Source organism: Brevibacterium sp. S22, from assembly GCF_004745485.1.
GTDB lineage: Bacteria > Actinomycetota > Actinomycetes > Actinomycetales > Brevibacteriaceae > Brevibacterium.
This window is the reverse complement of sequence record NZ_RHFG01000029.1, coordinates 1-13,140: the sequence shown is the minus strand read 5'-3', so window position 1 is coordinate 13,140 and position 13,140 is coordinate 1. Positions and strand designations below refer to the sequence as shown.

Below are 13,140 nucleotides of genomic sequence, written 5' to 3'. Positions count from 1 at the left end.
CGCATCCGTCAGGCCACGTCTGCAGAGCGCAAGGCGGACAATTCATGAGGACTGATCGTGAAGGCTCTCAGCGAGATTGAGAACAGCCGAAACGAAGTCCGTGACGCCGGGCTCTTCGCTAGGGAAGTGCCCGCACTCACGGAGCATGACGACCTGACCAGGCGACGCGAGACGCCGGAAGACGCGCATGCTGAGTTCCGCCGGAGTCCAGGCATCAAGACTGGGGTGAAGGAGATCAACCGGGGTCTGCATCGATTCGGGCGGTGTATGGCGATATCGCATGTAGGACGCCAGGAACCCGAGAGGGACTTTCGCTCCTCCGCCCAACGGGTCAGCAGCACACAGCCTGGAAAGCTCTGGGTTACGACTCATCTTTGAAAGATCCGCCGCCCATTTCACCGGGATCATTACCGCAGCGAATCGGCCACGTGCCAGAACCGAGAGCGGGCCACCGAGAATTCCCAACGGCCCGAAACGAGACATGCGCGCACGAGCACGCCAGTCGCGGGGGTCAAGAAGGCAGGTGGCCGCGACACCTGCGACGTATGACGATCGTGCTGCGACCTCATAGGCCAACATGCCTCCGACGCTTGCGCCGAGCAAGATCAGGGGGCGTCCATCGTGTTCCTTCTCCGCCAGATCGACCAGCAGCCGAATCCAGTCGTCGTAGCGGACATCTTGAGGGTCAGCTGACGTCGTTCGACCGTAGAGCGGCAGATCGACTGCAGCGATATCGATACCGCGTTCGGCGAGCAGAGCTGCCATCGGCCAGAGCGCGCCACTGTGGCCTCCCGCGCCATGAACCACTAACACCCTGACCGACGCATCCCGCTGACGGGCTCGGGCAATATGAACGTGATGCCCCTCCCAGGGCCACCAGGTTTCCTCCGGTTCCAGCTCAGCGGCTGAGCGCCTCAGAGGAGGAAAGAACGCCGCGTATGGCGTGGGCGACATAGACTCAGTCTACTCCGACACGCATCCCGGCTGGAAGCTCACGAACGCTCTGCAGGGGGAGTGCGGACCATTCGCAGACTATTGGACTACTGCGGGCTGATTGCACAACTCTGCCGGAAAAACTCTCCCCGACCGGAATAAAACCTCCATCATCAAAGTTGAGTCTGGTGTACGCAACTTTGATGAGGCCGATTTGACGGTCGGAACCTCGAAGAGAATACTTGAGTCCAGTTGGCTCAATGTGTGCGGTCGAGTGGTTCCGCCGCTCACCCGCGGCAGGAAATGCCGTGGAAGACCGGTTGGCGGAGCCGCCCGATCGCACACATTCGAGTCGCATGAACTCACGATCTGTAAGGAGAGAAAACTATGGCACGTGCAGTCGGAATCGACCTCGGAACCACGAACTCCGTCGTCACCGTCCTCGAGGGCGGCGACCCGAAGGTCATCGCAAACGCAGAAGGCGGTCGCACGACCCCGTCCGTCGTCGCAGTCAACAAGAACGGCGACTCGCTGGTCGGCGAGATCGCCAAGCGTCAGGCCGTCACGAACATCAAGAACACCGTCGCCTCGGTCAAGCGCCACATGGGCACCGACTGGTCCACCGAGATCGGCGGCAAGAAGATGACGGCTCCCGAGGTCTCGGCACGCATCCTCCAGAAGCTCAAGCACGACGCTGAGGAATACCTGCAGGAGGAGGTCACCGACGCGGTGATCACCGTTCCCGCCTACTTCAATGACGCCGAGCGTCAGGCGACGAAGGACGCCGGTGAGATCGCCGGTCTCAACGTCTCGCGCATCATCAACGAGCCCACCGCTGCCGCTCTGGCCTACGGCCTCGAGCGCGGCAAGGAAGACGAGCTCATCCTCGTCTTCGACCTCGGTGGCGGTACCTTCGACGTCTCGCTGCTCGAAGTCGGCAAGGACGAAGACGACTTCTCCACCATTCAGGTCCGTGCGACCTCCGGTGACAACCGCCTCGGCGGTGACGACTGGGATCAGCGGATCGTCGACCACCTCGTCGAGCAGGTCAAGAACAACTACGGTGTGGACCTGACCAAGGACGCCACCGCTCTGCAGCGCCTCAAGGAAGCCTCTGAGCAGGCCAAGAAGGAACTGTCCTCGGCCACCAGCACGAACATCTCGCTGCAGTACCTGTCGATGAGCGAGAACGGACCCATCCACCTGGATGAGACCCTCACCCGTGCGAAGTTCGAGGACCTGACCAAGGACCTCCTCGAGCGCACCAAGGCTCCGTTCCACGCAGTCATGAAGGACGCTGGCGTCTCCGTCAATGAGATCGACCACGTCGTCCTCGTCGGCGGTTCGACCCGTATGCCCGGTGTCTCAGCCGTCGTCACCGAACTCACCGGAGGCAAGGAGCCCAACAAGGGTGTCAACCCCGATGAGGTCGTGGCCATCGGCGCCGCCGTGCAGGCCGGTGTCCTCGTGGGTGAGCGCAAGGACGTTCTGCTCATCGACGTCACCCCGCTCTCGCTCGGACTCGAGACCAAGGGCGGCGTGATGACCAAGCTCATCGAGCGCAACACCCCGATCCCGACCAAGCGTTCGGAGACCTTCACCACCGCTGAGGACAACCAGCCCTCCGTGTCGATCCAGGTCTTCCAGGGTGAGCGTGAGTTCACTCGCGACAACAAGAACCTCGGCACGTTCGAGCTGACCGGCATCGCTCCGGCTCCGCGCGGTGTGCCGCAGATCGAGGTCGCCTTCGACATCGATGCCAACGGCATCGTGCACGTGTCGGCCACCGACAAGGGCACCGGCACCGAGCAGTCGATGACGATCACCGGTGGTTCCGCACTGCCGGAGGAAGACATCGAGCGCATGGTCCGTGAGGCCGAGGAACACGCAGAAGAGGACAAGAAGCGCCGTGAGGCAGCCGACGTCCGCAACAATGCGGAGAACCTCGCCTACCAGACCGAGAAGTTGCTGACCGACAACGCGGACAAGCTGCCCGAAGAGATCAAGACCGAGATGCAGGGCGATGTCGACGCCGTCAAGGAAGCTCTCAAGGGTGAAGACGACGACGCCGTGAAGTCCGCCTATGACAAGCTCATGGAGAACCAGCAGAAGATCGGCGAAGCCATCTACAACCAGCAGGGCGGTGCCGAAGGCGCCGAGGCCGCTGGCGAGGGCGCAGCCGATGCAGGCGCAGACGACGATGTCGTCGACGCCGAAGTCGTCGACGAAGAGGATGAGGAGAAGAAGTAATGACTGCCGAGGGCAACGACAAGTCGTCCGAGGAGCCAGGCTTCACCTTCAGTGACAAGCGCCGGGTCGATCCGAACACCGGTGAGGTCCGCCCCGAGGCCGACGAGCAGTCGGCCGGGGCCGGCGAGGAGCAGACCGCGGATCCGAACGCCGAGCAGGCAGAAGCGGCCGCGGCCGATGCCAGCGACCTCGGTGTGGACATCCCTGCCGATGCCTCGGGTCTCGAGGACGCCGAGCCGGAGGCCGAGCCCGAACCGGGTTCGGAGGCCGCGGGTTACCTGGCCGACCTCAAGCGCATCAACGCCGAGTATGCGGCATACCGGATGCGCGCCGACCGTGAACGTGAGCGTGCGGCTCTCGGCGGCACGATCAAGGTCGTCGAGGCCCTGATCCCCGTGCTCGACGAGGTCAAGCTCGCCCGCGAGAACGGCGATGTCACCGGGCCTTTCGAGACCCACGTGAACAAGCTCGTCGAATCGCTGGACAAGATCGGCGTCGAACAGTACGGAGAGGTCGGCGACGAGTTCGACCCGAACATCCACGAAGCGCTCATGCAGCAGCCTTCGGATGAGGTCGAGAATCCGACGCTCTTCCTGGTCATGCAGCCGGGCTACCGGATCGGGGAGCGCATCATCCGCGCTGCCCGAGTCGGTGTCCAGCAGCCGGAGGACTGAGACACGACCACGATCGCCGAGGCGGCTGCCCGCCCCGTACGCCGGTTCGCCGACGTACGGGGCGGGGGAACCGCCTCGGCGGCGGTCCGGATCTTCGGGGCACTGCCCCCGGGGATGCGGATTGTGAGAGGACAAGTGAATACTGTGATGACAGGATTGATTGGAAGGAAAGGAGGTGCCAGGTGAATACCGGACCTCAGAATGATTGGTTCGACAAGGACTTCTACAAAACCCTCGGCGTCTCCAAGGACGCTTCCGGTGCCGAGATCAAGAAGGCCTACCGCAAGCTGGCCCGTAAGTATCACCCGGACGCCAACCCCGGGGATGAGAAGGCCGAAGAGAAGTTCAAGGAGATCGGCCAGGCCCACCAGGTGCTGTCCGATAAGGAATCGCGGGCCCAGTACGACCAGGTCCGCGCGATGGGCGGCGGTGCCAGGTTCAGCGCCGGCGCCGGAGGCCCTGGCGGCGCGGGCGGCGGCGGATTCGACGACGTGTTCTCCGACCTCTTCGGAGGCGGCGGACGGACACGGACCCGCACAACCTACGGCGGTGGGGGAGACGTTCCCCCGGACCTGGCGGACCTGCTGGGTGGATTCGGCGGAGGTTTCGGCGGTGGCGGTTACGGCGGCTACCAGCCTCCGGTCAAGGGCGGCGATATCAAGTCGAGCACCACGCTGTCGTTCACCGAAGCCATCGACGGCGCCTCGGTGAAGCTGAACATGCCCGGCGGGAAGCCGCTGACCGTGCGCACCCCGATCGGGGTCAAGGACGGACAGAAGATCCGCTTGGCAGGCAAGGGCAAGGCCAGTCCCAACGGCGGCGAGCACGGAGACGTGATCCTCACCGTTCATGTGAAGCCGCACCCGGTCTTCACCCGTGACGGCGACAACCTGCGGATGGAACTGCCGATCAGCTTCGACGAGGCGGCCCTCGGCGCTGAGATCAAGGTGCCGACCCTGGGTGGAATGCCCGTCAAGGTCAAGGTCGCACCGGGGACGCCTTCGGGGCGGACGCTGCGCGTCCGAGGCAAGGGCGTGAAGACGAAGAAGGGCACCGGCGATCTGCTGGCGACAGTCGAGATCGTGGCACCGAAGAATCTGTCCAAGGAAGCCAAGCAGGCGGTCGAGTCGTTCAAGGCCGCCACTGAAGGTGAGGATCCACGCGCCGGCTTGCTGGACAAAGCCAAGGCGAGCTGAGGTGGTGAATCACAATGCACATTTCATCGAGTGCGGCGGTGTATGTCATCTCGGTGGCCGCGGATCTGGCGGGCATGCACCCGCAGACGCTGCGGCAGTATGACCGTCTGGGTCTCGTCACTCCGGAACGCACTGCGGGACGGGGGCGGCGCTACTCCGGCAAGGACATCGCCAAGCTGCGACTGATCCAGCAGCTCTCCCAGGACGAGGGAGTCAACCTCGTCGGGATCAAGAAGATCATCGATCTGCAGAACCAGGTCGATGCACTCAAATCGCGCAATGAGGAGCTCGAGGACGAGGTTCGGGCGCGCATGTCGGCACAGGAACGCGAGGCACGCGTTTTCGCGGCCGGCACCGTGGGCGGAGATGTCGTGTCGATCTCGAGGGGACGTCGCCCGCAGGGACGACCGGAACCAGGAGCCCTGGTGCTCTACAACCGGTACCGGCGCGGCTGAGGCGAATAGATACAGATGAGAAGAGCGCAGACCCGAACGGGTCTGCGCTCTTCTCAGTTCGCGTCGAGCTCGGCAGAGCTCAGGTGATCGCTATCAGATCTCGGCGGGATCCTGGGCGGCCTTCTTGCGACGCATGGTCAGTGCGACTGCGACGCCACCGATGAGGAGGAGGCCGGCTCCGCCGACGAGTCCGGTCAGCTCGGTACCGGTGCGGGGCAGGTCGCCGCCGTTGCCGGCATCTCCGTTGTCGCCGTCGTCGTTTCCGTTGCCGTCTTCGTTTCCGTCGCTGCCACCGGCGTTGGCGTCCTCGCTGACGGAGAACTCGCCGGTCAGTTCGTCATCGCCGCAGGTGACGGTCACATCGTAGTCGCCGATATAGGCCGAGGCGTTGGAAGCGCTGGTGCCGTAGACGTTGACGTTGGCCTTGCCCTCGTCGTCGGCCTTGACGGTCTTGTCGAAGGCGGTGACGTCCGAGTCGCCCTTGGGATTGACGAGGAAGCGGACGTCTTCACCGGGCTCGCAGTTCTCGACGGCGAGGGTGACGCCCTTGTCTTCCTTGACGAAGTCAGCAGGGGAGACAGTCTCAGGGGAGACGGTCAGCTCGGCTTCTTCGGCAGCAGGGGTCGTCGGGTCTTCGGTCGCGTCTTCGGTGATGGTGAAGTTCTGACCTTCGGACCGGGTCTCGGCTTCCTGGTCGACTGCCCAGACGGCGTAGTCGCCGGCCGGGAGGTCGCTGTCGCCTTCGAACGTCAGGTCTGTGGAGATCTTGCCTTCGTCGTCAGCTTTGACTTCCTTGGTGGCGAAGGGTGACTGTGCGTTTCCGCCGACGACGTTGACCGTGCCGCCCGGGGTGAAGCCCTCACCGGTGACCTCAATGCCGTTCTTTGCGAAGTCGCTCTCAGAGATCGAGTCGGTATTGAGCGAGATCTTCGAGTCGACCTCAGGAGCCTCGGGCTCGTCGGTGTCGCCTTCGGTCACCTTGAAGCTCGTGCTGTATGGGGCGTTCTCGTCGGAATCGTTTGTGACGGTGACCTTGTAGTCACCGACGAAGGCTGGGTTTGCCTCGCCGACGGCTTCGACAGCGTGGTCGAAGGCGCCCTCAGCATCAGTAGTGACAGAGGTTTCGTAGACACTGACGTTCTGCCCGCTGGTAGGTTCAACGGTCAGCTTGTACTCGGTGTCGGCCACGAGGCCAGCACCGCCGATGCCGATGCCGTTCTCTGCGAACTCGTCGACGGTGACGCTGTCAGCAGACACTCCGATTTCGCCAGCCTGTGCGGTGACGTCCTGTGCAGCGCCCTTCTGGAGCTGAACAGGGGACTTGGCAGGCTGAGTATCTGCCGAAGGTGCAGTGGCGGGGGCTTCGGGAGCAGCGATAACTGGGGATGCGGCCAGGCCGGTGATGGCGATGGCCACCGCGGGGGCGAGGGCGAGCTTCTTCATGTATTTCCTTAGAAAAGTACAGATGGGTGTGAAGTATTGCGAATGTAACAGTAATGCAACATTCACCACACGCATAGTTGTGGTCGTTTTGTTCACTGCTGAATTCGGCCCGGTCGCAGAGTTCATTCTCCATTCACGAAGATTGGACGTTTCGGCGCGAACTTCAGAACAGACGGAGGGGCGGCTCAGCGTGTGCTGAGCCGCCCCTCCGTCATCGCTCTGGGCTGTTCGCCTGACTCGGATCAGAAGCTCGTCGGTGTCTGTCCGAACTTGTTCTTGCGGCCGGTCAGTGCGATCGCGGCACCACCGACGAGGAGGAGCAGGGCTCCGGTCGTCAGTCCGCTGAGGTCGGCACCGGTGCGAGGCAGCTGGCTGCCGTCGTCTCCGTTGCCGGTTCCGGCATCGCCGTTGTCTCCGCCGCCGGCGTTGGCACCCTCGGTGACCGTGAAGGAATCCTTCATGGTGTCATCGCCGCAGGTGGCCGTCGCGGTGTAGGCGCCGACGTAGGCCGAGATATCCGACGAGGTTCCGAAGACGTTGACCGAAGCGCGGCCCTCATCATCAGCCTTGACGGTGTTCTCGTATGCCGTGACGTTGATGCCCTTCGGATTGACCTCGAAGTGGACATCCGCCCCGGGCTCGCAGTTTTCGACGGCGAGGGTGACGCCCTTCTTCTCATCGGCGAAGTCGGCAGCCTCGATCGTCTTGGGCGAGACCTTGAAGGTCGCCTCGGCGGGGGCTTCGGTCTTACCCTCATCGACGACATTGATGTTGCCGTTGAGCGTCTGAGACTCTGTGCCTTCGCGGTCGATGGTGACGGTGAACGGAACCTTGCCGACCTCGAGGTTCGCGGGGTTGCCGTCGTACCAGAGATGAAGCGTGTAGTCCCCGTCGGCGTCAGCGGTCTCGGTCTCCCCGGTCAGGGAGTCCTTGATCGTGTCGCCCTTCTTCACGCCGGAGACAGTGACGGTCACGCCCTTGTCCTTGTCGGCGAGGTCCTCGGCAGTGATCTCCTTGGGATCGACCTTGAGGGATGCGTCGATCGGGTCGACGGCATCCTCTTCGGTCACGGTGATCTCGACTGCGTCAGTCTTATCGCCGGTCTCGTCATCGATGAAGGTCAGCGCGTACTTGCCGGCCTCGAGCGACTCGGGTGCGATCACGGCACCGTCTACGTTGCCGTCCTCGTCGGCGCGGAGCTCATCGGCCTGCGGGGCAGCGGCACGCTGAGCCGAGACGGCCTCACCCTGGACGCTGATGGTTCCTTCTGGGGTGAAACCGGAGCCGGAGAACTTCAGCCCATCCTTCTTGAAGTCCTCGAGGGAGATCTCCTTCGAACCGACCTTGACGCTCGGGTCGACTTCGGCATCGTCGTTGACGACGTTGATTTCGCCCTTGAGGGTCGTGGACTCCTCTCCGCTGCGATCGATGGTCACGTCGAAGGGGACGGGGCCCTCTTTGAGGTCCTCCGCGTCGCCCTTGTAGTAGACGCTGAAGGTGAAGTCGCCGTCAGCCGTCACCGTCTTCTCATCGCCGGTCAGGCTGTCGGTGACTCTGTCGCCCTCTTCAAGGCCGGTGACAGTGACGTCCACACCTTTGTTCTCATCCGCGAGGTCTTCAGGAGTGATCTCCTCCGGAGAGACGGAGAGCGAAGCATCGATGGCTGCCTGAATCTCGACCTGGGCGGTGCCGGAGACGCTCTCGGTCTCTGTGCCTTCCCGCTGCACCTGGAGCGCAAAGGCAACCGATTCCTGCGTGACTTCCTTGGCGGAGTGCAGCTTGAGAGTGGCGGTCGAGCCCTGAGCGGTCGTGGCCGGACCTGTGAGGCCGGACTCGGCTGAGACCTTGTCGCCCTTTTCGAGGCCGGTGACCTTGACGGTCACGCCGTCCTCGGCGAGTTCCTCGGCGGTGACCTCTCCGGAGGTCACCTGCACTGAAGCATTGATCGGATTGACCTTGTCCTCGGACTTGTCATCGTCCTTGGGGGCAGGGGCAGGCTTCGGGTCGACGTTCTTCGGAGGCTTCTTCGCGGCGTCCTTCTTGTCCGCCTTGTCCTCGGCGTCCTTCTTCGCGTCTGCCTTCTTCTTGTCTGCTGCGGCCTTCTCGGCGGCCTCAGCCTTCTTCGCGGCCTCAGCCTTTTCTTTGGCCTTCTTCTCTGCTGCTGCCTTTTCCGCAACCGCCTTCTTCTCGGCTTCAGCCTTCTCGGCCGCGGCCTTCTTCTCGGCTTCAGCTTTCTTGGCTTTCCCGGCGTCGGCCTTCTTCTGCTCGGCAGTCTGCGATGAGCTCGACTGAGCGGAGGGGGATTCCGCGGCGGCGACCGGGCTTGCGACCAGCCCGGTGAACGCGAGCGCGACCGCCGGCGCGAGGATGATCTTCTTCATTGGAGTGCCTTCAATCTCTGTGACGAGGGGTGTGATACGGCACTCATCCTAGGTTCTGAGGATTTTCCAAACTATTTCTGTACGTTTTGTTCAGGTTTAGATGCTGTAACACTTAGGTGAATTCCTTTAACCGTTCCGTGACCTACTCGACGGTAAAAAGATTACCGTCGGGCCGCCTCGGCGAAGGGGAGCGTCGGCCGCGGGAACTCAGCGGTGTTGACCTAGACCGGCCACGCCTCGGCGCGGATCTGCTTGCGCTGTTCGACGGTGGGCACACGGACGGTCAGAGCCGAAGGATCGACCTCCATCTCAAGGTACGACGACTGTCCGAGAGGGTCCCCGTCGATCTGGATATCAACCTCGTCACCGGCTTCGATGACGACCTTGCGGCACTTCCGGATGTTCGTATGCAGTCCGCGTGAGGCCCTGCGGCCGGCGATCGATGCGAGTACGCCGACCCATTGTCCGAGGTTCTTCGGGCTGACGATGAGCACGTCGAGCATGCCATCGTCGATGACCGCCTGCGGCAGCAGCTGGATGCCTCCCTGCAGACGGCCGCAGTTGCCGCCGAGGACCGAGCGCACCCGCGCCGAGATCCGATATTCGTCATCGAACGTGACCTTCACATGACTGGGTTTGCCGGTGAGCTTGCGGGATCCGGCTTCGACATAGGCGAGCCATCCGAGGCGGGCCTTGAGGTCGTCGCTGGTATCGGCCATGACCGCGGCATCGAATCCGAGCCCGGTCATCACGGTGAAGAGATGGGTGTCGCCGTCGGGGGCGGTCTTGGCCATTCCCACGTCGATCTCCCTGTTGCGCCCCCACAGAGCGATCCGCAGCGCCCACTCCGTCTTGTCGAGGACGAGATCGATGTTGCGGGCCAGCAGATTCCCGGTGCCCAACGGCACGATTCCCAACGGAGTGGAGGTGCCTGCCAACGCCGAGGCGACCGCGCGGATGGTGCCGTCCCCGCCGGCGGCGATGACGACGTCGACACCTTCGTCGAGGGCACGGACCGCGGCTCCCTCGCCGGAGTCCTCGAGGGTGGTTTCGAGCACGAGCGGAGGATTCCAGCCCTCAAAGCGACAGATCGCCTCGGCGGTGGCGGACAGGCTGCGCACATCGGTCTTCGTGGGGTTGACGATCAGCGCGGCGCGGTACCGGGCCGCATCATTGACCTCCTCGTCGGAGAGGTTCGCGGGATGGGCATAGTGCCGCACCCTGGCAAGGACACGCCGCGCTCCGGTCCGGCGGCCGAGGAGGAACACGGCCGCGAGCACCACGAGGGCGCCGAAGATGATGATCCAGGTCATCACGGGATCCAGCTCGATGGTCATGTCCCAAATCTACAGTGCCCAAGTCGTGTGCCGGCTGAGCGCCGAATGTCGAAAACAAGCCCGGCCCGTTAAGCTGAGAGGGTGATCGATCTAGCGCTTCTCAGAGACAACCCGGCCCTGTTCAAGGCATCACAGGAGGCTCGCGGGGAATCCGTCGAGCTCATCGACGAGGTCATCGCCGCCGACTCCGCACGCCGTGCGGCCATCACCGCCTTCGAAGACGCACGTGCGGACCAGAAGTCCTTCTCCTCCCAGATCGCCAAGGCACCGAAGGAAGACAAACCGGCCCTCATCGCTGAGGGCAAGGCGAAGTCCGAGGCCGTGAAGTCGCTGTCGGCGGAGTCCGAAGAAGCCACCTTCGCCTTCGACCAGCTCGTGTCGAAGGTCCCGAACCTCATCATCGACGGCATCCCCGCCGGCGGCGAAGAGAACTTCGTGACGCTCAAGACCGTGGGCGTTCCCCGCGATTTCGGTCCGGACAGTTTCGAACCGCTCGATCACCTCGAGATCGGTGAGAAGCTGAAGGCCATCGACACCCAGCGTGGCACGAAGGTCTCCGGGTCTCGCTTCCACTACCTCACAGGCTTCGGTGCAAAGCTCGAAATGGCACTGCTCAACCTCGCCCGCGACGTCGCCGAAGAGGCAGGGTTCAGCCCGACCATCACCCCGACGCTGGTGCGCCCCGAGGTCATGCGCGGCACCGGATTCCTCGGTGAGCACGCCGATGAAGTCTACCGTCTCGAAGCCGACGATCTGTTCCTCGTCGGCACCTCCGAGGTGCCGCTGGCCGGATTCCATATGGACGAGATCATCGATCTGTCCGACGGTCCGCTGCGCTATGCCGGAATCTCGTCCTGCTATCGCCGTGAGGCCGGCTCATACGGCAAGGACACCCGCGGAATCATCCGCGTCCACCAGTTCCAGAAGGTCGAGATGTTCGCCTACGTCCCGGTCGAGGGCGCCGAAGGCGAACACGAGCGCATGCTCAGCCTGCAGGAGAAGATGCTCGGACTGTGCGAGCTGCCCTACCGGGTCATCGACACTGCTGCCGGCGACCTCGGTGATTCGGCTGCCCGCAAATTCGACTGCGAAGCCTGGGTGCCGACGCAGGGCACCTACCGCGAGCTGACCTCGACGTCGAACTGCACGACCTTCCAGGCCCGTCGCCTCCAGATCCGTGAACGCCACGATGGGGCGACCCGCCCGGTCGCCACCCTCAACGGAACCATGGCCAACACCCGCTGGCTGGTGCCGATCCTGGAGAACCATCAGCAGGCGGACGGCTCGGTCACGGTGCCCGAGGCGCTGCGGCCCTACCTCGGCGGGATGACCGCACAGGGACCGGAGGGACCGCGCTACTGAGGCTGCGCCGGGCCGCGGGGCACTGACCGTTTCGCGGAACTCGGCAGGACTCGGTTCGGTTCGGCCGCCTCGGCGCTGGTATGAACGACGACAAGAAGACACACAGACGTTGGGAGACACATTGACCCCGCACCTCATCGCACTCGATGTCGACGGCACGATCGTCGGTTACGACGGGTCCCTGTCGGAGTCGGTGAGGCAGGTGCTCGATCGGCTCGCCGAGGCGGGGCACCATCTTGTGATCTCCACCGGCCGTGCCCTGCCGGGCGCTCTTGAAGTCGTCCACGCCCTCGATCTCAAATACGGTTACGTCGTGTGCTCGAACGGGTCCGTCGTCGTCCGCCTCGATCCGGAGCTGCCGCTGGGGTGGGAGATGCACCATGTGGTGTCCTTCGATCCGAAGGATGCGCTTGAGCAGATGCACGCGGCGCTGCCGACGGCGCTGTTCCTCGTCGAGGATCCGGACCTGCACCGGTGGGCGTCGGGGCCGTTCCCGGCGGGGGAGCTCGCCGAATCCGATACTCTCGATATCGTCGGTTTCGAGGAGCTGCTGACCAAGCGGGCCACCCGCATCGTCATGCGCGAGGTCAACGGCACAGCCGAGGAGTTCGCGGCCGCGGTGGATTCTCTCGGACTTCACGAGGTCAGCTATTCAGTGGGCTGGAGCAACTGGCTCGACATCGCCCCGGACGGGATCTCGAAGGCCAGCGGTCTGGAGATCGTGGCGAAGGAACTCGGTGTCGACCATGCGCACACTGTGGGTGCCGGGGACGGACTCAACGACCTCGAGATGATCGAATGGGTCGAACACGGAATCGTCATGGGCCAGTCGAAGGACGAACTCAAGGTGCTTGCGAGCGTAGTCACCGATTCGGTCGCCGACGACGGGTTGGCAACCGCCCTCGTCGACTACTTCGACCTGGACACGGCGCTCCTCGACGCCGTCGGCACCACCAGCACCCGCCCCTGACTCCCCAAATTGCTACCTGACGGCGGCTCTGCAACCTCGATCCTTCTATGTCTTGTCAAGCAGGTTGAGGAACGGTATCTAGCGCGTTGAGGATCTTGTAGACCCGACGCGCTAGATACCATTTGAGCTTGCGTCGGAT

10 protein-coding genes are annotated in these 13,140 nt (G+C 63.5%); 6 read left to right on the top strand and 4 right to left on the bottom strand.

The annotated features are described in order from the left end of the window. Positions 1-42: 42 nt before the first annotated feature. Positions 43-954: an alpha/beta hydrolase gene (locus EB835_RS17275; protein WP_135810687.1), complete on the bottom strand. Its 912-nt coding sequence runs from the start codon at positions 952-954 to the stop codon at positions 43-45. Between the two features lie 366 nt (positions 955-1,320). On the opposite strand from EB835_RS17275, the gene dnaK reads away from it, so the two are divergent. From dnaK to EB835_RS17255, 4 genes are all read left to right on the top strand, one after another. Further along, positions 1,321-3,183 (top strand): molecular chaperone DnaK, encoded by a 1,863-nt coding sequence (gene dnaK / locus EB835_RS17270; RefSeq protein WP_135810686.1) that lies wholly within the window; start codon positions 1,321-1,323, stop codon positions 3,181-3,183. Continuing rightward, positions 3,183-3,857, top strand: a complete 675-nt coding sequence (locus tag EB835_RS17265) for a nucleotide exchange factor GrpE (protein ID WP_135810685.1) — start codon at positions 3,183-3,185, stop codon at positions 3,855-3,857. The genes dnaK and EB835_RS17265 overlap by 1 nt, the downstream gene beginning before the upstream one ends. A 182-nt stretch (positions 3,858-4,039) precedes the next feature. Next, the gene (locus EB835_RS17260; protein ID WP_135810684.1) at positions 4,040-5,053 is read left to right on the top strand and encodes a DnaJ C-terminal domain-containing protein; all 1,014 of its coding nucleotides are present in this window, start codon (positions 4,040-4,042) and stop codon (positions 5,051-5,053) included. A gap of 14 nt (positions 5,054-5,067) precedes the next feature. Next, entirely contained in the window at positions 5,068-5,508 is a 441-nt protein-coding gene (locus tag EB835_RS17255; protein ID WP_135810683.1) for a heat shock protein transcriptional repressor HspR, read from the top strand. A gap of 93 nt (positions 5,509-5,601) precedes the next feature. On the opposite strand, the gene EB835_RS20460 is transcribed toward EB835_RS17255, so the two are convergent. From EB835_RS20460 to EB835_RS17240, 3 genes are all read right to left on the bottom strand, one after another. Further along, entirely contained in the window at positions 5,602-6,951 is a 1,350-nt protein-coding gene (locus EB835_RS20460) for an LPXTG cell wall anchor domain-containing protein (protein ID WP_240688820.1), read from the bottom strand. Positions 6,952-7,193: 242 nt separating this feature from the next. Further along, positions 7,194-9,332 (bottom strand): hypothetical protein, encoded by a 2,139-nt coding sequence (locus EB835_RS20330; RefSeq protein WP_168216771.1) that lies wholly within the window; start codon positions 9,330-9,332, stop codon positions 7,194-7,196. Positions 9,333-9,553: 221 nt separating this feature from the next. Next, positions 9,554-10,669, bottom strand: coding sequence for a diacylglycerol/lipid kinase family protein (locus EB835_RS17240; protein ID WP_240688819.1), 1,116 nt, complete (start codon positions 10,667-10,669; stop codon positions 9,554-9,556). A gap of 81 nt (positions 10,670-10,750) precedes the next feature. On the opposite strand from EB835_RS17240, the gene serS reads away from it, so the two are divergent. After that, a complete protein-coding gene (gene serS, locus EB835_RS17235) occupies positions 10,751-12,031 on the top strand; it encodes a serine--tRNA ligase (RefSeq protein ID WP_135810682.1) in 1,281 nt (426 codons plus the stop codon). 109 nt (positions 12,032-12,140) lie between these two features. Further along, on the top strand, positions 12,141-13,001 hold the full coding sequence (locus tag EB835_RS17230; RefSeq protein ID WP_240688818.1) for an HAD family hydrolase: 861 nt from the start codon (positions 12,141-12,143) through the stop codon (positions 12,999-13,001). The last annotated feature ends 139 nt before the right edge of the window (positions 13,002-13,140 follow it).

Coding starts and splice junctions, on each gene's coding strand:
- EB835_RS17275 (WP_135810687.1), bottom strand. CDS start 954: ATGTCGCCCACGCCATACGCGGCGTTCTTTCCTCCTCTGAGGCGCTCA.
- dnaK (WP_135810686.1), top strand. CDS start 1,321: ATGGCACGTGCAGTCGGAATCGACCTCGGAACCACGAACTCCGTCGTC.
- EB835_RS17265 (WP_135810685.1), top strand. CDS start 3,183: ATGACTGCCGAGGGCAACGACAAGTCGTCCGAGGAGCCAGGCTTCACC.
- EB835_RS17255 (WP_135810683.1), top strand. CDS start 5,068: ATGCACATTTCATCGAGTGCGGCGGTGTATGTCATCTCGGTGGCCGCG.
- EB835_RS20460 (WP_240688820.1), bottom strand. CDS start 6,951: ATGAAGAAGCTCGCCCTCGCCCCCGCGGTGGCCATCGCCATCACCGGC.
- EB835_RS20330 (WP_168216771.1), bottom strand. CDS start 9,332: ATGAAGAAGATCATCCTCGCGCCGGCGGTCGCGCTCGCGTTCACCGGG.
- EB835_RS17240 (WP_240688819.1), bottom strand. CDS start 10,669: ATGACCATCGAGCTGGATCCCGTGATGACCTGGATCATCATCTTCGGC.